Raw genomic sequence first — 18120 nt, 5'->3', positions numbered from 1 at the left:
CCAACCCCTCCCGACATCCGTATATTAGCAGAAAATCAGATAGTGCATTCACAATCTCGGCGACTTCGTAAGTTGAGGGCAGGCTGAAACAGAGCCGAATTTTTCGCGACATCGTACCGAAACAGGCACCACGCAAAACGCCCGCTCCTCTGACGGCCGGCGCAAATCAGCGCTGCCGCAAACCTGACCGGACACTGCAGGAGCAACCCATGGACTGGTACTCGATCGTCAAATTCCTCCACGTCACTACCGCCATTCTGTGGGTCGGAGGCGGCTTCGTGCTGTTCCTGCTGGGCATGCTTGCCGAGCGGGCGGGCAACATCGAGGAAAAACTGCAGGCAATGCGCGCCAGCGGTCAGCTGGGCGGCAGGTTCTTCGCGCCGATGTCGATGCTGACGCTGATTTTCGGCCTCATCATGTGCTGGTTCTGGGTCGGCTTCTCCGACCTATGGATCCTCATCGGCCTGGCCGGCTACGCCACGACCTTTTCGATCGGCATGTTGATCTTCAAGCCGACGGGCGAGCGCATGGGCGAGATGATCGCCAAGGAGGGCGTCACACCGGCTGTTCTTGCCATCGGTCAGCGCATGATGAGCGCGGCACGCTTCGACTATGCGGTGATGCTGGTGATCATCGCCGACATGGTGCTCAAGCCGACCGCGCATGATATCGGCATCCTCGCCGGCATGGTGCTGGTCGTCGTGGCCGGCGCCACACTGGCCTTTGGCGGCAACCGTCGCCTCGTGCCGAGCGCCGCGTGACCCCCGGATAAACAGGGCGGCTGCGCGGCCGCCTTTCTACATCAAGCCAGCGATGCCGTCCCAAAGCAGCTTCAGCGCCACGACCGCGACGGTTGCGTAGGTGAAGGGATAGAATGTTTCCGGGCGCATCCGTCGCACCAGCCACGCCCCGGCGATGGTCGACAGCGGCGCCAGCGGCATCAGCACCGCCGACGCCGTCAGGTTGGCGGTGTCGAACTGGCCGAGCGCGAAATAGGGCACGAGCTTCAGCGCATTGGTGGCGGCAAAGAAGATCGCCGCCGTGCCCGACAACACCTTCGGGTCGAGCCGGATCGGCAAGGCATAGACCTGGAAGGGCGGGCCGCCGACATGGGCGACGAAGCTGGTGAAGCCGGCGACCGTGCCCCAGACGGCGGCGGCGACACGGTTGGGCTTGGCCGCGTGGTTGGCGCCATGGCGAAACTGCAGATAGAGCCAGCGCAGGACGAAAATGATGGCGACGGCGCCGACGATCAGCCGCACCGCTTCTTCGGTGACCAGTGCCGCCGTCAGCCAGCCAAGGCCGATGCCGATGACGGCGCCCGGCATCATGTCGATCAGCATCTTGCGGTCATAGACCCCCCACCATGTCCACACCGAGACGATGTCCATCAAGCACAGGATCGGCAACAGGATGGCGGCTGCCTGCACCGGTGGCATGGTCAGCGCCATCAGCGGCACGCCGACGAAACCGACGGCGCCGCCGAAGCCGCCCTTGGACAGGCCGACCAGAATGACCGCCGGAAGGGCAGCCGCGTAGAACCACGGATCGAGAAGCAGGCCGGACATGGGAGGGGGACTGGTCTGGAGGGAAAGCGTATCGACGCTTGAATAGCCCAGAATCCCGAGCGGGGCGACAACAAATATCGGCAGGGCCGCCCCATCCCTTGGCTGTCGGCGCCTTTGCCTATCGGCGGGCCGAGACCAGCAGGAACATCGGCCGCTCTAGCTCCTCAGCCAGTTCGGGTTTGGCCGCAATCTGTGCGTCGGTCGGGCGGAATTCCTCGACATGGTCGATGGTGAAGCCGGACCGGATCAGAGCGTTGAGCGTGGTGCCGATCGTGCGGTGATGTTTCACCACACCCTTGGCCAGCCAGTCCGTCCGGCGCGGTCCTTCAACCAGGTACTGGTCGACAGGCCATGTCTTGCGGCCCTCGGCATCGATTGCCCAGCCGGGATTGGTCGGCGCCATGAAAATCGGATGCTCGGTCGAGAAGACGAAATGCCCGCCGGGCGCCAGCGCCTGATGCACGGTCCTGAACAGACGCATCACGTCCTCGACATAGTGCAAGGCGAGCGAACTGTAGACGAAATCGAAGCTGGCTTGCCGCAGGCTGAGCTGATCGAGGTCGGCCGTCTCATAGGTGATGCCGGCGTCCGGGCCGGCCGCTCTCGCCCGGGCAAGCATCTTTTCCGACAGGTCCAGGCCAAGCACATGCACCGCCCCGTGCTCGTGCGCCCAGCGGCAGAACCAGCCGAATCCGCAGCCGAGATCGGCGACTCTCGAGCCGCTGACATCGGGCAGCATCGCGCGCAGCGCCGGCCACTCGGCGGCGCCATCCAGACCTTCGACGGAACGGCCGAGCTGGCTGTAGCCTGCGAAGAAATCCTCCCGGTCGTATATATTCTGCGCCATGACGGTCTCGATTCGTTTGGCCGGCACCCTAACCAACCGGCCCGGCTTTCCACCCGGCTTCGATCGGCCCTCTGAAAACATGGCCGAGCCCAGCCTGGCTCAGGAAGCCTGCAAGGCCTTTACCCTGTCACGAGGCGCGGTTGCATCGAGCGGCGGCGGCCGCCGCCGGATCGGCTGCGCCTTGATGATGGCGGTGCTGGTCTCGGCCTTGTCGGCGATGCGGTCGAGAATCCCGTCGAGATCACCGATCGAGCGCACGAACAGCCGGGCGACGAAACAGTCATCGCCCGTCACCTTGTCGCATTCGCCGAATTCGGGGATTTCCTCGATCAGCTTCTGGACGATGTGCAGCTTGCCCGGCAGAGGCCGGATGCGCACGATCGCCTGCAAGGTATAGCCGAGCGCCAGCGGATCGATCTCGACGGTGAATGCGCGAATGACGCCGCGCTCCTCGAGCCGTCGCAGCCGCTCCGAAACGCTTGGCGACGACAGTCCGACCTGGGCGGCCAGCTCCTTCAGCGAGGTTCGCGAATCCTTGACCAGGATTTCAAGGAGATTTCGGTCGAGATCGTCCAGCATCTTTTTCGTTTCCAGATAGTTTGGAGTTTTTCCTAATATAATTAGGCTAATCGGCCATACACCCTTTCCAATCGGATGGAAAGGTTCGCGGCCGCATGAGATTATAGCGGCTCAACCGATATGGAGATTCGTTGTGAACGAAACGGTGCGCGGCACGGTCGAAATGTCAGCCGCAATGGCCATCCTGGGAACGATCGGATGGTTCGTCGTCCTGTCCGGCCAGCCGATCATGGATGTGGTGTTCTGGCGTTGCGCTTTCGGCGCGCTGACGCTGCTCATCATCTGCACCGCCCTGGGGCTGCTGCGCAACCGACTGTCGTTGCGCATCATCGGCATCGCCGCGCTCGGTGGCGTCGCCATCGTCGTCAACTGGCTTTTGCTGTTCAGCGCCTTCTCCCGCGCGTCGATCTCGATCGCCACCGCCGTCTACAACACGCAGCCCTTCATGCTGGTCGGCTTCGGCGCGCTCTTCTTCGCCGAGCGGCTGACCTTGACCAAGCTGACCTGGCTGGCCATCGCCTTCGCCGGCATGGTGCTGATCGTTGAGGCCGCTCCCGACGCCGGTGATGTCGGGACGGATTACTTTACCGGCATCGTCATGGCATTAGGCGCGGCTTTCTTCTGGGCCGTCGCCGCCATCGTCACCAAGAAGCTCAAGGGCACGCCGCCGCACCTGATCGCGCTGATCCAGGTCTGCGTCGGCGTGGTCATGCTGGCGCCGTTCGCCAATTTTTCCCAGCTTCCGGCCGATGCGTGGAGCTGGACCATGCTGGCGACGCTCGGCATCGTCCACACCGGCCTCATGTACATATTGATGTACGGCGCCATCCAGAAGCTGCCGACGCATCTGCAGGGGTCGCTGTCCTTCATCTACCCCGTCGTCGCCATCCTGGTCGATGTCGTCGCCTTCGGCCATCGGCTGCATCTGAGCCAGATCGTCGGCGCCACCGCCATCCTGATCGCCGCCGCCGGCATGAATCTCGGCTGGACGCTGTGGAAGGGCAAACCGCCCGTCGCAAGCCCGCACCCGATCAAGTAAAGCGGTCCGCCGGCGTCTGGCGGGCCAACATCGCGATCCCGGCTGCCCGCCTGTTCAAAGCGGGCACTTTGCTCTATGCCGCAATCCAACCATCTTCGCCCGGCATAGGCGAAACGCGGGACCCGAAGAACCATGAATGACGTAACGCCCCCCAACCGCTGTCGCATTGTGCTGATCGCGCCGCCCGGCGTGCCGGCGGCCCGAATCGCCGCGGCATTCGAAGGCGGCGACGTCGCTTCGCTGATCCTGCCCGAGAACGGCATGGATGAGGCCTCCTTCCAGGCTTTCGCCGAACAGATCGTGCCGGCGGCGCAAGCCGCCGGTGCGGCCGTTATTATCGCCGGCGACACCCGCATAGCCGGCCGCGTCCAGGCCGACGGCATCCATGTCGAGGTCTCCAAGGCCGAGCTGGCCGAGACGATCGAACACTTCCAGGCAAAGATGATGGTCGGCACCGGCGGCGCCAAGACGCGTGACGACGCGCTCGAGCTTGGCGAGACACGGCCCGACTACATCTTCTTCGGCCGCTTCGGCTACGACAACAAGCCCGAACCACACCCGCGCAACCTGTCGCTCGGCAGATGGTGGGCGGATATGATCCAAATCCCGTGCATCGTCATGGCCGGATCCGACATCGCCTCGGTCGAAGCCGTGGGCGCCACCGGTGCCGAATTCGTGGCGCTGTCGAGCGCCGTGTTCGCCGACGGCACCGATCCCAAGACAGCGGTCGCCAGCGCCAACGCGCTGCTCGACGAAACCGCGCCACGCTTCGAGGACTGACGTGCCCTCGGCGAGGCTTCCCCTCCAGGCCCTGCTTGCGATGCTGATGGTCCAGGCAGCGGCCGCGGAGACCATCCCGCTGCCGCAGCCCAAGCCGGAAATCGGCGTGCACACCGACAAGCCGATCGACAAGCCGCTGCCGCAGCCCGCCACCACGGCAGAACCGGCGCCGCTGCCGTCGGCCGACACGGTCAATCCCGACCGCTTCGGCGCAAAACCCGCCGACGCGGCCTATGGCGCCTTCCAGCGCGGTCTCTACAAGACAGCTTACAATTTGGCATTGGTCCGGGCGCAAAACGGCGATCCGGCGGCGCAGACCTTGGTGGCCGAGATCCTGTCGCGGGGGCTCGGTGTACCGGTCAATTCGGCGCAGGCGGCGAAATGGTACGCGCTGGCCGCCGAACAGGGTGTGCCGGAATCGCAGTTCCAGTATGCGCTGATGCTGCTCGACGGCCGCTATGTCAAAAAGGATGGAAAAGAAGCCTACGCCCTGATGCAGGCCGCCGCCGAAGCCGGCAACCGGCTGGCGCAATTCAATTTCGCGCAGATGCTGGTCCAGCAGGACCCCGGCGATGCCGGCATGGCCAAGGCGGTCTCCTACTATGAGCGCGCCGCCGCGACCGGCCTCGCGGACGCGCAATATGCGATGTCGCAGATCTACGCCAATGGCGTCGGCGGCAAGCCACGCGACGACGCCCAGGCAAGGCGCCTGCTGGCGCAGGCAGCCAGGCAGAACTACGACACCGCGCAGATCGATCTCGCCGCCTGGATGATCGAAGGCCGCGGCGGTGCGCGCGACCTGAAATCCGCCTTCGGCTGGATGAAGCAGGCGGCGGAAGGCGGCAATGTCGCCGCCCAGAACCGCCTGGCCAAGCTCTATATGCAAGGCATCGGCACCGATCCGGACCTTGTGCTTGCCGGCGCCTGGTACGTCGTCGCCCGCCGTGCCGGCCTCATCGACCCCCAGATGGACGACTTCCTGCAGGGGCTGGACGACGACCAGACCAAGCAGGCGCTGCAGAAGGCCAACCGGCTGCCTTGACGGCGGTTCTCGCGGTCAAGGCAAGTGTAACCCCGGCTCCCTGGCCTGGTTCCAACCTGCCCGCTCCCTTGCCTCTTCTGGCGATTTGTGGTCTTGGGAGCCCGAAATCGCTTTCCCTGCGAACATCCCATACCAACGGCGTGGCCGTTGGCATCATTCCGGATCATCTCATCATGGCCAAGATCAATGGCAACGAAATCCGTCCCGGCTATGTCATCGAGCATGATGGCGGCCTTTGGGTGGCGGTCAGGACCAACACCGTCAAGCCCGGTAAGGGCGGCGCCTACAATCAGGTCGAACTGAAGAACCTCATCAACGGCACCAAGCTCAACGAGCGCTTCCGCTCGGCCGAGACCGTCGAACAGATCCGGCTCGACCTGAAGGATTTTTCCTTCCTCTACGCGCAGGAAGACGCACTGGTGTTCATGGACACCCAGAGCTACGAGCAGCTCGAATTGAACAAGGACTTCGTCGGCGATCGCGCCGCCTTCCTGCAGGACGGCATGATGGTGACGGTCCAGCTCTACGAAGAGCGGCCGATCGGCATTTCGCTGCCCGACTATGTGACGCTGACCATCACCGAGGCCGACCCGGTGGTGAAGGGTCAGACGGCGGCATCGTCCTACAAGCCGGCGATCCTGGAGAACGGCATCCGCGTCCTGGTGCCGCCCTTCATCGGCGCCGGCGAGCGCATCATCGTCGACACCAACGAAATCACTTACGTGCGCCGCGCCGACTGACGCATGTCGCCCAAAAGTGGCCCCGGTTCTGGGTCACCGACATGCATCGAGGCGGAGTTTAAAGCGCAGCACCGGGAAAAAGCACTATGGCACGCTCAGCCCTTCTCAACGTCATGGTCCAGGCCGCAATGAAGGCCGGCCGCTCGCTGTCGCGCGACTTCGGCGAGGTGCAGAACCTGCAGGTCTCGATGAAAGGCCCCGGCGACTATGTCAGCCAGGCCGACCGCAAGGCAGAGGACATCGTCTTTGCCGAACTGTCCAAGGCTCGGCCCGGCTATTCCTTCCTGATGGAAGAGCGCGGTGCGGTCGAAGGCGACGACGGCCAGCATCGCTGGATCGTCGACCCGCTCGACGGCACCACCAATTTCCTGCACGGCATTCCGCTCTTTGCCGTTTCGATCGCGCTGGAGCGCCAGGGCCAGATCGTCGCCGGCGTCATCTACAATCCGGCGATGGACGAACTCTACACCTGCGAACGCGGCGGCGGCGCCTTCATGAACGACCGCCGCTTGCGCGTCGCTGGCCGCATCAAGCTGGTCGACACCGTGATCGGCTGCGGCATGCCGCATCTCGGCCGCGGCCACCATGGCAATTTCCTCGTCGAACTGCGCAACGTCATGGCCGAGGTTTCCGGCGTCCGCCGCCTCGGCTCCGCCTCGCTCGATCTCGCCTATGTCGCCGCCGGCCGCATGGATGGCTTCTGGGAAACCGGCCTGTCGGCCTGGGACATCGCCGCCGGGCTGCTTTTGATCCGCGAGGCAGGCGGCTTCGTCTCCGACATGGACGGCGGCCAGGACATGCTCGACAACGGTTCGGTCGTCGCCGGCAACGAGGTCATCCAACGCGCTTTGCTTAAGGCCGTCAAGAAGCCGCTCTCGGCGCGCTGACAGGCACGCCGCGCTGATGCGCCGCAGTCGCAAAACCGCAACGAAAGCTTGAAATACTGCCCGGCATGCGCCCAAATTGGAGGGCGCGGTGCAGGAACCCGGCTTAGTGAGAGACAACGAACCCTACCCCGATATCCCGTTCATCGGACGCTGGCACTATTCGCGTGCCGAGATGATCGCAGACGGTGTCGTCCACGCGGTCGGCATCGTGCTGGCGATATCGGCCGGTTCCGCACTGCTGGCGCTGGCGGCGTTTCGTGTCGGACCGGGCGAATACATCGCCGCCGCCTTCTACGTGGTTTCGCTGCTCACCGTGCTCTCGGTGTCGATGACCTACAATCTGTGGCCGGTGTCGTCTCCGGCAAAATGGGTGTTGCGGCGTTTCGACCACGCCGCGATCTATCTGCTGATCGCCGCGACCTATACGCCTTTCCTGGCGCAGCTCGAAGGCTCGCCGCTGGCGCGCTGGATGATCGTGCTGGTCTGGACCGCGGCAGTGCTGGGCATTGCCATCAAGGTGTTCTTTCCCGGCCGTCTCGACCGGCTGGCGATCGGCTTCTATCTCGCCATCGGCTGGAGCGGCATCATCCTGGTCAAGCCGCTTGTCCAGACGCTACCGACGACATCGATAGCGCTGATCGTCGCCGGCGGCATCGTCTATTCCTGCGGCGTCATCTTCTTCGCCTGGAAGGGGCTGCGCTTCCACAATGCGCTGTGGCACGGTTTCGTCGTCACCGGCGCCGGCCTGCATCTGGCCGCCATGGTCGACTGTCTGGTCATCAATCGTCTCTGACGCAAACTGTCGACGCGGCAATATTGCCAAGCGCCATTCAATTTGGTCACAATTCCGTTTAGAGTCGCGGTCTACGTGATCGGCGGCGGCATCGGAAACGGGGCACGGATGGCTTTTCTCAGATCCTTCGGCATGGGCAGACGTTCTGATGTCCTGATCTACGACCCGCATAAACTATCGAGCCCGCAGGTCTTTTTGCTGACCATGGTGATCTTCCTGGTCATCGTCGCCTTCATCGCCGCCATTCTGACCCGACAAATCTCGACCGCCTTTGGCAGCAATCCCGGCCTCAATGGCCTGATCGTCGGCGTGCTGGTGGTCGGCATCCTTTTGGCCTTCGCCCAGGTCGGGCGACTGTTTCGCGAAGTGCGCTGGGTCAACTCCTTCCGTGCCGGCTCTGAGACGACCGAACCGGTGCTGCTGGCGCCGATGAAGGCGATGATCGGCCGTTCCTCGGCGATGGCCTTCTCGACCAGTTCGATGCGCACCATGCTCGATTCCATCGCCACCCGCCTCGACGAAAGCCGCGACACCTCGCGCTATCTCGTCGGCCTGCTGGTGTTCCTCGGCCTGCTCGGCACCTTCTGGGGCCTGTTGAACACCATCGGCTCGATCCGCGAGACCATCGAATCGCTCGATCCCGGCACCGGTGACGCCGCCGCGGTGCTCGATTCCCTGAAGCAGGGGCTTTCCGCGCCGCTGGCCGGCATGGGCACGGCCTTCTCGTCCTCGCTGTTCGGCCTCTCCGGCTCGCTGGTGCTCGGCTTCCTCGACCTGCAGGCCGGCCGCGCCCAGACGCGCTTCTACACCGAACTGGAAAACTGGCTGTCCTCGGTGACCGACCTGTCGTCGGACATCGTCGTCGCCGACCCGGCCAAGACCGAATCCTCCGACGAGATCCGGGTGCTGTCGGAACGGCTGCGCAGCATGCAGGAGAATGGCGGCGGCTCCAACCCGCGCGTCGCCACCGCCATGGCCAATCTCGCCGACGGCATTTCCGGCCTGGTCAAGAACATGCGCTCGGAACAGCAGATCATGCGCGACTGGGTCGAAGCCCAGTCCGACGAGCAGAAGGCGATGCGCAACACACTGGAAAAGATCGCCGATGCCCTGAAGAAGCCCGGAGTGCACTGAAGTGGCACTCGCCAGGGGCCGGCGCACCGATCGCCGCATCGACTACTGGCCGGGCTTCGTCGACGCGCTGTCGACGTTGTTGCTGGCAATCATGTTCCTGCTCACGGTCTTCGTGCTGGCGCAGTTCCTGCTGGGACGCGAAATCTCCGGCAAGGATACGGCACTCTCGCGCCTCAACTCCCAGATCAACGAACTGACGCAGTTGCTGGCGCTGGAGCGCTCGACGGCGCAGGACAAGGATGACTCGCTGGCCAATCTGCAGGCATCGCTGTCGGCGGCGGAAGCGGAAAGGAGCCGGCTCCAGCAGTTGCTGGCGCAAGGTGCGGGCGCCGACGACGCCGCCAACCAGCGCGCCGCGGCGCTCGGCGGCGAACTCGACAGCCAGCGCCAGATCAGCCAGCAGGCACTGAGCCAGGTCGAGATCCTCAACCAGCAGATCGCGGCACTGCGCAAGCAGATCGGCGCGCTCGAGGATGCGCTCAACGTCTCCGAAATCCGCGACCGCGATTCAAACACCAAGATCGCCGACCTCGGCCGTCGCCTCAACGTCGCACTGGCACAGCGCGTGCAGGAGTTGAACCGCTACCGCTCCGACTTCTTCGGCCGCTTACGCGAAATCCTCGCCGACCGCGAGAACATCCGCATCGTCGGCGACCGCTTCGTCTTCCAGTCGGAAGTGCTGTTCCCGACCGGCTCCGAGGTGATCAACGATGCCGGCAAGGTCGAGATGAAAAAACTCGCCGACGCCATCATCGAGCTGCAGAAGGAAATCCCGCCCGAGATCAACTGGGTGCTGCGCGTCGACGGTCATACCGACAACAAGCCGCTCTCCGGCGCCGGCCGTTACCGCGACAATTGGGAGCTGTCGACGGCCCGTTCGACCTCGGTGGTGAAATTCCTGATCGAGAACGGCGTGCCGGCCAACCGCCTCGTCGCCGCCGGTTTCGGTGAGTTCCAGCCGCTCGATCCCGCCGACACCGAAGAGGCGCGCAACAAGAACCGCCGTATTGAACTGAAGCTCACCGAACGTTGATCCATGATCACGCGAACTCACGCGAACTTGTTCGTCGGCTCAACTCTAGGGCGCATATCGAGGCCGGCAAGGCCTGAAAAGATTATCTTTTTTTAATTACACATTGTCGCGGGGCGGTCCTAGCTTGCCGCCCGGGCCGAGAACCGCCGGCGATGAATCCCCCTCATCGCGACGCGACGGAACCGGACGACCCAAGGCCGGAAGGCAGGCGGACAACCGCCGCTTTCCTCTACAAGAGGAGACGCGTGATGCGCTCTTTCAAGACCTCGCTTAGAACTGCTACACTCACGGCGTTCCTCATCGCCGTTCCGCTTGCCGGTGCCTATGCCGCGGGCCATCACAAGGGCGCTCTCGACGCGACCGATCCGACCGACATGACTGGCCCGCGTGTCGAGGCGCTTATCGCACAGGTGCAGGGCGTCCGGCAGGGCATCGTGGACGCAAGACAGGCCAACAACATCACCCCGGCCGTGGCGGAACGCCTGGAAATGCGCACGGCCCACATCAGTCAGGCGGCAGAGAAAGTCGCCGCGTCCTATCATGGCAGGATACCGGCCGCGCAATACCATGACCTGTTGCGTCGTATCGACAATGTCGACCAGCGGTTGATGATCGATACCGGCAGTGGTTTCCTGATCGGCGACGGCGCCGACGGCGGCAATTACCCGAACGGCTAAACGGTCCAAGAGGAAGGGACCGCCTGACGCCTTCGGGGGCCTCCCGCGGGCGTCCTTTTTACCAGCCGAGCCACACCGCGATCAGGGCAGCCGCCGCCGGCACGGTCTGGATGAACAGGATCTTGCGCCCGACCGTTGCCGCGCCATAGAGGCCGGCAATGGCCACGCAAGCCAGAAAGAAGACTTTGACCTGGAAACCGGCCGCACCAAGGTATAACCCCCAGATGAGCCCGGCGGCGAGGAACCCGTTGTAGAGTCCCTGATTGGCGGCGAGCACTTTCGAGGCACTGGCGAATTCCCGGGTCAGGTTGAAAGCCTTGTGTCCGCGCGGCGTGTCCCACAGCACCATCTCCAGATAGACGATGTAGGCATGGATCAAGGCCACCAGCCCGACCAGGATGTTGCCGATCATTTTTTCCCCCCTTGATGTGTTGCCGGCAGCATTTCATGCGCGGCCTCGCCTGCGCAAGGTGCATCTGCTGGACGGCGTCTGAGGGTTGCCAACGCCTTTGCGTTGGTATCTTTTCGCGCCGTCCCCAATCACGGAAGCCGCCATGTCCTTTCAGAAACTCGATAATCTCGGCCACAAGCTCGAAGCACTCGAGCATGCGCTGGCCATCCTCGGTGCCGACGAGGCCACCCACATGGCCGTCGGCGGCGGCGAGAAGCGTGCCGAGGCGATGTCGGCACTGGCCGGCATGTATCACACCAGGGCAACGGCGCCGGAGATAGCAGACTGGATCGCCGCGGCAGAGCAGGAAGCGTTGGGTGAAGAGCAGCGCACCGCGGTCTCGGAACTGCGGCGCCAATATACCAACCTGACCTGCCTGCCGGTCGAATTCGTCGAACGCCAGACGACCGCGCGCATGCGTTGCGAGCAGCTGTGGCGCGGCCTGCGCGGCAAGAACGACTGGGCAGGCTTCCAGCCGGCGCTGGAGGGCGTCGTGGCGCTGGTGCGCGAGGAGGCGGCGCTGCGTGCCGATGTGCTCGACCTAGCCCCCTATGACGCGCTGATGGAGCAATACGACCCCGGCAACCGCACCGCCGACATCACGCCAGTCTTCACCGACCTGAAGGCTTTCCTGAAAAGCTTCGTGCCGGAGGCGCTGGCGGTCCAGGACGCGCGGCTGCGCAAGCGCCCGCTGAAGCCGCTCTCAGGCACCTATGCGATCGACCGGCAGCGCGAGCTCGGCCTTGCCATGATGGCGGCGGTCGGCTTCGACCTGACACACGGGTCGCTGTCGGTGTCGCACCATCCTTTCTGCGGCGGCGTGCCGAGCGACGTGCGCATCACCACCCGCTACAAGACGTCCGACTTCCTGTCGGCGCTGATGGGCGTGCTTCACGAGACCGGCCATGCGCTCTACGAACAGAACCTGCCCAAGGCATGGTCGCACTGGCCGCTCGGCAAGGCGCGCGGCATGGCCGTGCATGAAAGCCAGAGCCTGTTCGTCGAAAAACAGCTCGGCCGCAACCCGGCCTTCTGGAACTGGGCGCTGCCGGTGGTTGAAAAGCATCTCGGTGAGGCCTGGTCGCTCGACGATATCCTGCCGCATGTGCATCGCGTCGAGCGCGGCCTGATCCGTGTCGATGCCGACGAGGTGACCTACCCCCTGCATGTCATCCTGCGCTACGAACTGGAGCAGGAGCTCGTCGCGGGCCGGCTGGAGGTCGCCGACCTGCCCGAAGCCTGGGACGCCAAGATGCGCGATTACCTCGGTCTTTCCACCATCGACAATCCCGCCGACGGGCCGATGCAGGACGTGCATTGGCCAGGGGCCGCCTTCGGCTATTTCCCCTCCTATACGCTGGGCGCGATGATGGCGGCGCAGCAATGGGCGGCGCTGACGCGGGATCATCCTGCCGCCGATGACGATCTCGCCAAAGGCAATTTCAAGGCGATCAACGAGTGGCGCCGCGAAAAAATCTGGTCGCAGGGATCACGCTGGTCGACGCCGGATCTGCTCGAACGCGCTACCGGCGAAAAGCTCAACGCCACCTATTTCGTGAACCATCTGAAGCAGCGATACGGAGCCGTATAGTGGCTGCCGGCACAGCGGCAGATGTTTCTGCCTACTCCGCCGCGCCTCTGAAGGCGCTGGCGCCGGTTTCGAACTGCAGCTTGGCCAGACGCGCATAGATGCCGCCCTTGGCGACAAGGCTCTGATGCGTGCCTTCCTCGACGATCGAGCCGCCATCCATGACCAGGATCCTGTCGGCCTTCAGCACCGTTGCCAGGCGGTGGGCGATGACGATCGTGGTGCGGCCCTGCATCAGGCGTTCCAACGCGGTCTGCACCAGCGTCTCGCTTTCGGCGTCGAGTGCCGAGGTGGCCTCATCGAGCAGTAGGATCGGCGCGTCGCGCAGGATGGCGCGGGCGATCGCCACCCGCTGGCGCTGGCCGCCTGACAGCGTCACGCCGCGCTCACCGACCTGGCTGTCATAGCCTTTTTCCAGCTTGAGGATGAATTCATCGGCAAGTGCATCCTTCGCCGCCGTCTCGATTTCGGCCTTGCTGGCTCCCGGCCGGCCGAAACCGATATTGTCACGCGCGCTTGCCGCGAAAATGGTGACGTCCTGCGGCACGATCGCGATGCGATGGCGGACCGAAACGGGATCGGCCTCGCGCACGTCGACACCGTCGATCAGGATCTTGCCTGTTTCGGGATCGTAGAAGCGCAGGATCAGTGAAAACACCGTGCTCTTGCCGGCCCCTGACGGCCCGACGATCGCCACCGTCTCGCCCGGCATGACCTGAAAGCTCAAGCCGTGCACGGCGGCGCGGTCGGGCCTTGCCGGGTAGGAGAAGGAGACATTGTCGAAGACGATCGCGCCCTTGGCGACGGCCGGCAGCGGTTTCGGATCGGCGGGAGCCTGGATCGCCGGCTTCTCGGCCAGGATCTCGGTCAGCCGTTCGGCGGCACCCGCCGCTTGCGCGAGCTCACCCCACACTTCCGACAGCGCCCCCAGCGCGCCGGCGGCGAACACCGAATAGAGCAGGAACTGGCCGAGCGTACCCGGCGATATCGAGCCTTCGAGCACGTCGCGCGAGCCGAACCACAGCACCGCCACAACGGACGAGAAGATGGTGAAAATGGCGAAGAAGGTAAGGAAGGAGCGCGCGAAGATCGAGGAGCGTGCCGCCTCGAAAGCAGCTTCCACCGCGGCCGAGAAATGCCCGGTGACCAGCTTCTCATTGGTGAAGGCCTGCAGCGTGCGCACCGCGCCGATCTGTTCGCTGGCATAGGCCGTGGCATCGGCCAGCGTATCCTGCGCCTGGCGTGACTTGCGCCGCACCGAGCGGCCGAAGGCGACCAGCGGCAGCACGATGACGGGTATAGCCGCAATGACGAGGCCTGACAGTTTCGGGCTGGTGATGACCATCATCCCCACCGCGCCAAGACCGAGGATTACGTTGCGCAGCGCCACCGAGGCCGTCGCTCCGACCGCCGACTTGACCTGCGTCGTGTCGGCGGCAAGCCGCGACACGATCTCGCCCGACTGGGCGGTGTCGAAAAAGGCAGGCGACAGCGTCGTCACATGGGCAAACACATCGCGCCGGATATCGGCGACGACGCGCTCGCCCAGCGTGATGACGAAATAGTAGCGGCCGGCCGATGCTGCCGCCAGCACGGCGGCCATCGCCACCAGAGCGGCGAAATATTCGGCGATGAAGGTGGTGCTGGCCGACGAGAAGCCATGATCGATCATGCGTCGCACCGCCAGCGGCAGCGCCAGCGTGGTTGCCGCCGCGATGACCAGCGAGATAATGGCGCCGACGACCAGTGTGCGATAGTGCGTGATGTACGGGAACAGGCGCCGGAGCGGCTTGAGCGAACGCCGGCGCTCGTCTGCGCTGGTGATTTGCGCCATCCCGATGTTTCCTCCAGCCGCCCTTGGGGTCTACGCCTCAATATGCGCTTGCCGCGGCCTTGTGATTCAATTCCGGCTGATGTATAGGCTCGCCGACCGTTTTAGAAGCCGTGGCTCCTCAATAGCTGCGGCTTCGAGTTTTAAAAAGAGGCGCATCGACGCAGGCTTATGCCCGTCGGCAGCGCCGTCAAGCCAGGAACCGAGCCATGAAGAGCGCTATTCATCCCGACTACCACACCATCAAGGTCGTCATGACCGATGGCACCGAATACACGACCCGTTCGACCTGGGGCAAGGAAGGCGATACGATGAACCTCGATATCGACCCGACCACCCACCCGGCCTGGACCGGCGGCCAGCAGACCCTGCTCGACCGCGGCGGCCGCCTGTCGAAGTTCAAGAAGCGTTTCGAAGGTTTCGGCATCTAACTCAACGAGCTTTCACAGATCGAAAACCCGTCCTTGTGGCGGGTTTTTTGTTGCGGCGCGGCGCTACTCGGCCAGCAATTCCCTTAGCGCCATGCGCTTGTAGGCGGCGATCAGCCTGTCGCCCTCCTGGCGCTCAACCGAGATCGCCAGCCGCATGGCGGCCTCGCCCATCTGCCAGACCAGAAACGCCGTGGTTTCCAGTGTCGCCGGATCGACCGCCGGCCGCAGCCGTTTCAGCACCGCGGTGAGGAATTCGGCGTTGGCGCGGCTGTCGGCGAGTTCGAGTTGGCGCAGCGCCTTGTCGGCCTGCGTGCCCGACCAGATGTCGCGCATCACCGGCTCGGTCAGGAACAGCCGGTAATAGATGTCGACTAACTCTGAAAACGCGGACTGCAGGCCTTCGGCGTCGCTGACGCCGGCGAGTGCCGCCGAGATGCAGGCTTGGCTTTCGGCGGTGTAGCGCTCGGCCAGCGCCCAGATGATCGCCCGCTTGTCCGGAAAGAACTGGTAGAGCGAGCCGATCGACACACCGGCCCGTTCCGCCACTTCTCCCATGCGCATGGCATCGCTGCCTTGCTCGGCGATCAGCGCCGAGGCAGCCGCCAGCATGCGCTCGACCCGCTCGCGGCTGCGCTGCTGGCTCGGCGCCCGGCGCGGTGAAGCAACCTGCTCCTGCGGGGAAACGGGGGCTGCCGTGTCTTCCAATGACTGACTCCAAATGCATCAAAATCGCTTGACTCACAAAATACGAGGGTTTATCACGTTTTGCAAACGTGAGGATTATTCATGTTTTGGCGCGAAGGAAAACATAACGGGCATATGGAGCAAATGACATGATCGCGAAACTTCTTCCCACCCTCATCTTCATTGCCGCACTCGGCTCAGGCGTCGTCGGCGGCGTCTTCTTTGCTTTCTCCAGCTTCGTCATGCCGGGCCTCGCCCGCATGCCGGCCGCAAGCGGCATTGCCGCGATGAATTCGATCAATGTCACAGCTGTGACCCCGCTGTTCATGACAGCGCTGTTCGGCACGGCGCTCGTCTGCATCGTTGTCGCCATCGGTGCGGTGATTGGCTGGAGCCAGCCGGGTTCGCTCTGGCTGATTGCCGGCAGCCTGCTCTATCTCATCGGCATCGTGGTGGTGACGATGATCTTCAACGTCCCGCTGAATGATGCGCTCGCCGCCGTCGATCCAGCCAGCAGCAATGGCGCAGCCCTGTGGCCACGCTACCTCAATGAATGGGTGATGTGGAACCATGTCCGCGCCATCAGCGGCATGGCCGCGCTGGCATCCTTCTGGTTCGCCACGCGTTGACGACGATGGAGCGACCGATGAAGGATCAATACGCAAATATGGCCTTCGGCATGGCAATCGGAGTTGGTGTCGGTGCCGCGATCGGCACCGCTCTGGATGACCTTCCGATGGGCGTCGCCGTGGGTATTGCGATTGGCGCCGCCTTCGGTGCGTGGCCACGCAAGTGACGGCAGCGCCGGCGACCTCTACGCCTTTGTCTTCCGATCGGAATGACCGAGGTCGCGATCCGGGTCGATGACGTCGCGGACCAGTTGCTTCAGTTTGGCCGCGTCCGGAAAACCGCCGTCGCGCTTGCGGTCCCAGACCAGCACGTCATTGCAGCTGATGGTGAAGATGCCCCCAGTGCCGGGCACCAATGTCACCTCGCCGAGATCGGTGCCGAAGGTCGACAGCAGTTCCTGAGCCATCCAGCCGGCGCGCAGCAGCCAATGGCACTGCGTGCAGTAGGTGATGCGGATGGCGGGGAGTATCTGCTCGCTCATGCCGGGCTTCCGCTCATGCCGCGCTGAGCTTGGCCATGGTCTCGTCGTCGACTTCAAAGTTGGCGTAGACGCTCTGCACGTCGTCGTCGTCCTCGAGCGTGGCAACCAGCTTCATCAGCGACTGTGCCCGGTCCTCGTCGACCGGAACATTGTTTTGCGGCTTCCAGATCAGCTTCACCGATTCCGCCTCGCCGAGTGCGCCTTCCAGCGCCTTCGAGACCTCGCCGAGATTTTCGAAGGCGCAATAGATCGTGTGGCCTTCCTCATCCGACTCGACATCATCGGCGCCGGCTTCGATTGCCGCGTCCATGACCTTGTCGGCACTGCCTGCGGAGGCCGGATAGTAGATTTCGCCGGCACGGTCCCACATGAACGACACCGAGCCGGTTTCACCGAGCGCTCCGCCGGCCTTGGTAAAGGCGGCGCGCACATTCGACGCCGAACGGTTACGGTTGTCGGTCAGCGCTTCGACGATGACCGCGACGCCGCCCGGGCCATAGCCCTCATACCGCACGGCTTCGTAGTTCTCGGCGTCGCCCATCGAGGCCTTGTTGACGGCACGCTGGATGTTGTCCTTCGGCATCGACACCGCCTTGGCGTTCTGGATCGCAAGGCGCAAGCGCGGGTTCATCGATGGATCGGGCGTCCCGCTCTTGGCGGCGACGGTGATTTCGCGCGCCAGCTTGGAAAACATTTTCGACCGCACCGCATCCTGGCGGCCCTTGCGGTGCATGATGTTCTTGAACTGTGAATGGCCAGCCATGGCACCCCTGTCGTCTTCTCGGCTAGAGCATCCCGAAGCGAAGTGATCTGACCTCGTCTGCCGCAATGCCCGAATTCAAAATTTCAGAGCGTCCCAGGTGCAACTCGTGGAAGCACGGCGTTCTCTGTCGGAATGGCCGGCT

General features: G+C 63.9%; 22 protein-coding genes. 14 read left to right on the top strand and 8 right to left on the bottom strand.

Annotated features, from left to right (window positions below):
* Positions 1-209: 209 nt before the first annotated feature.
* Positions 210-761 (top strand): DUF2269 family protein, encoded by a 552-nt coding sequence (locus NKJ00_RS06285; protein WP_352554254.1) that lies wholly within the window; start codon positions 210-212, stop codon positions 759-761.
* 36 nt (positions 762-797) lie between these two features.
* Here the strand turns inward: NKJ00_RS06285 and NKJ00_RS06280 are convergent, their stop codons facing one another.
* From NKJ00_RS06280 to NKJ00_RS06270, 3 genes are all read right to left on the bottom strand, one after another.
* The gene (locus tag NKJ00_RS06280) at positions 798-1568 is read right to left on the bottom strand and encodes a sulfite exporter TauE/SafE family protein (RefSeq protein ID WP_023811841.1); all 771 of its coding nucleotides are present in this window, start codon (positions 1566-1568) and stop codon (positions 798-800) included.
* Between the two features lie 118 nt (positions 1569-1686).
* Entirely contained in the window at positions 1687-2415 is a 729-nt protein-coding gene (locus NKJ00_RS06275) for a class I SAM-dependent methyltransferase (protein ID WP_128305340.1), read from the bottom strand.
* Positions 2416-2514: 99 nt separating this feature from the next.
* The gene (locus tag NKJ00_RS06270) at positions 2515-2994 is read right to left on the bottom strand and encodes an Lrp/AsnC family transcriptional regulator (RefSeq protein ID WP_352611399.1); all 480 of its coding nucleotides are present in this window, start codon (positions 2992-2994) and stop codon (positions 2515-2517) included.
* Between the two features lie 133 nt (positions 2995-3127).
* On the opposite strand from NKJ00_RS06270, the gene NKJ00_RS06265 reads away from it, so the two are divergent.
* The 9 genes from NKJ00_RS06265 to NKJ00_RS06225 all read left to right on the top strand — a co-directional run bounded on the left by NKJ00_RS06265 (position 3128) and on the right by NKJ00_RS06225 (position 11119).
* Positions 3128-4033, top strand: a complete 906-nt coding sequence (locus NKJ00_RS06265; protein WP_352629190.1) for a DMT family transporter — start codon at positions 3128-3130, stop codon at positions 4031-4033.
* A 132-nt stretch (positions 4034-4165) separates the two neighbouring features.
* On the top strand, positions 4166-4813 hold the full coding sequence (locus tag NKJ00_RS06260) for a thiamine phosphate synthase (protein WP_352611397.1): 648 nt from the start codon (positions 4166-4168) through the stop codon (positions 4811-4813).
* 46 nt (positions 4814-4859) lie between these two features.
* Positions 4860-5855 carry a tetratricopeptide repeat protein gene (locus NKJ00_RS06255; RefSeq protein WP_502895834.1) on the top strand — a complete coding sequence of 332 codons (996 nt, stop codon included), beginning with the start codon at positions 4860-4862 and terminating at the stop codon, positions 5853-5855.
* 173 nt (positions 5856-6028) lie between these two features.
* Complete coding sequence (gene efp, locus NKJ00_RS06250; RefSeq protein WP_013529127.1) at positions 6029-6595, top strand: elongation factor P; 567 nt, start codon at positions 6029-6031, stop codon at positions 6593-6595.
* A gap of 86 nt (positions 6596-6681) precedes the next feature.
* Positions 6682-7482 (top strand): inositol monophosphatase family protein, encoded by an 801-nt coding sequence (locus tag NKJ00_RS06245; protein WP_352554258.1) that lies wholly within the window; start codon positions 6682-6684, stop codon positions 7480-7482.
* A 106-nt stretch (positions 7483-7588) separates the two neighbouring features.
* Positions 7589-8275, top strand: coding sequence for a PAQR family membrane homeostasis protein TrhA (gene trhA / locus NKJ00_RS06240; RefSeq protein WP_352629188.1), 687 nt, complete (start codon positions 7589-7591; stop codon positions 8273-8275).
* Positions 8276-8383: 108 nt separating this feature from the next.
* Complete coding sequence (locus tag NKJ00_RS06235; protein ID WP_013529124.1) at positions 8384-9409, top strand: MotA/TolQ/ExbB proton channel family protein; 1026 nt, start codon at positions 8384-8386, stop codon at positions 9407-9409.
* 1 nt (position 9410) lies between these two features.
* Positions 9411-10442 (top strand): peptidoglycan -binding protein, encoded by a 1032-nt coding sequence (locus NKJ00_RS06230; RefSeq protein WP_352629186.1) that lies wholly within the window; start codon positions 9411-9413, stop codon positions 10440-10442.
* A 248-nt stretch (positions 10443-10690) separates the two neighbouring features.
* A complete protein-coding gene (locus tag NKJ00_RS06225; protein ID WP_352629184.1) occupies positions 10691-11119 on the top strand; it encodes a hypothetical protein in 429 nt (142 codons plus the stop codon).
* Between the two features lie 58 nt (positions 11120-11177).
* Here the strand turns inward: NKJ00_RS06225 and NKJ00_RS06220 are convergent, their stop codons facing one another.
* Positions 11178-11531, bottom strand: coding sequence for a DUF1304 domain-containing protein (locus tag NKJ00_RS06220; protein WP_352554260.1), 354 nt, complete (start codon positions 11529-11531; stop codon positions 11178-11180).
* Positions 11532-11673: 142 nt separating this feature from the next.
* On the opposite strand from NKJ00_RS06220, the gene NKJ00_RS06215 reads away from it, so the two are divergent.
* Positions 11674-13161 (top strand): carboxypeptidase M32, encoded by a 1488-nt coding sequence (locus tag NKJ00_RS06215; protein ID WP_352629182.1) that lies wholly within the window; start codon positions 11674-11676, stop codon positions 13159-13161.
* Positions 13162-13192: 31 nt separating this feature from the next.
* On the opposite strand, the gene NKJ00_RS06210 is transcribed toward NKJ00_RS06215, so the two are convergent.
* The gene (locus NKJ00_RS06210) at positions 13193-14992 is read right to left on the bottom strand and encodes an ABC transporter transmembrane domain-containing protein (RefSeq protein WP_352629180.1); all 1800 of its coding nucleotides are present in this window, start codon (positions 14990-14992) and stop codon (positions 13193-13195) included.
* A 206-nt stretch (positions 14993-15198) separates the two neighbouring features.
* On the opposite strand from NKJ00_RS06210, the gene rpmE reads away from it, so the two are divergent.
* Positions 15199-15420 (top strand): 50S ribosomal protein L31, encoded by a 222-nt coding sequence (gene rpmE, locus NKJ00_RS06205; protein ID WP_023811830.1) that lies wholly within the window; start codon positions 15199-15201, stop codon positions 15418-15420.
* Positions 15421-15483: 63 nt separating this feature from the next.
* Here the strand turns inward: rpmE and NKJ00_RS06200 are convergent, their stop codons facing one another.
* Positions 15484-16125 (bottom strand): TetR family transcriptional regulator, encoded by a 642-nt coding sequence (locus tag NKJ00_RS06200; RefSeq protein ID WP_352629178.1) that lies wholly within the window; start codon positions 16123-16125, stop codon positions 15484-15486.
* Between the two features lie 128 nt (positions 16126-16253).
* On the opposite strand from NKJ00_RS06200, the gene NKJ00_RS06195 reads away from it, so the two are divergent.
* Positions 16254-16733, top strand: coding sequence for an anthrone oxygenase family protein (locus NKJ00_RS06195; protein WP_352554264.1), 480 nt, complete (start codon positions 16254-16256; stop codon positions 16731-16733).
* A 5-nt stretch (positions 16734-16738) separates the two neighbouring features.
* Positions 16739-16900 (top strand): glycine zipper domain-containing protein, encoded by a 162-nt coding sequence (locus NKJ00_RS06190; RefSeq protein WP_502895188.1) that lies wholly within the window; start codon positions 16739-16741, stop codon positions 16898-16900.
* Positions 16901-16918: 18 nt separating this feature from the next.
* On the opposite strand, the gene NKJ00_RS06185 is transcribed toward NKJ00_RS06190, so the two are convergent.
* Together NKJ00_RS06185 and NKJ00_RS06180 are read right to left on the bottom strand one after the other, a co-directional pair.
* On the bottom strand, positions 16919-17215 hold the full coding sequence (locus NKJ00_RS06185; protein WP_352440973.1) for an Rdx family protein: 297 nt from the start codon (positions 17213-17215) through the stop codon (positions 16919-16921).
* A gap of 13 nt (positions 17216-17228) precedes the next feature.
* On the bottom strand, positions 17229-17978 hold the full coding sequence (locus tag NKJ00_RS06180; protein WP_352440974.1) for a YebC/PmpR family DNA-binding transcriptional regulator: 750 nt from the start codon (positions 17976-17978) through the stop codon (positions 17229-17231).
* Between the last annotated feature and the right edge of the window lie 142 nt (positions 17979-18120).

Source organism: Mesorhizobium sp. M0227, assembly GCF_040321855.1.
Classification (GTDB): domain Bacteria; phylum Pseudomonadota; class Alphaproteobacteria; order Rhizobiales; family Rhizobiaceae; genus Mesorhizobium.
This window is presented reverse-complemented; position numbering and strand designations above follow the sequence as displayed.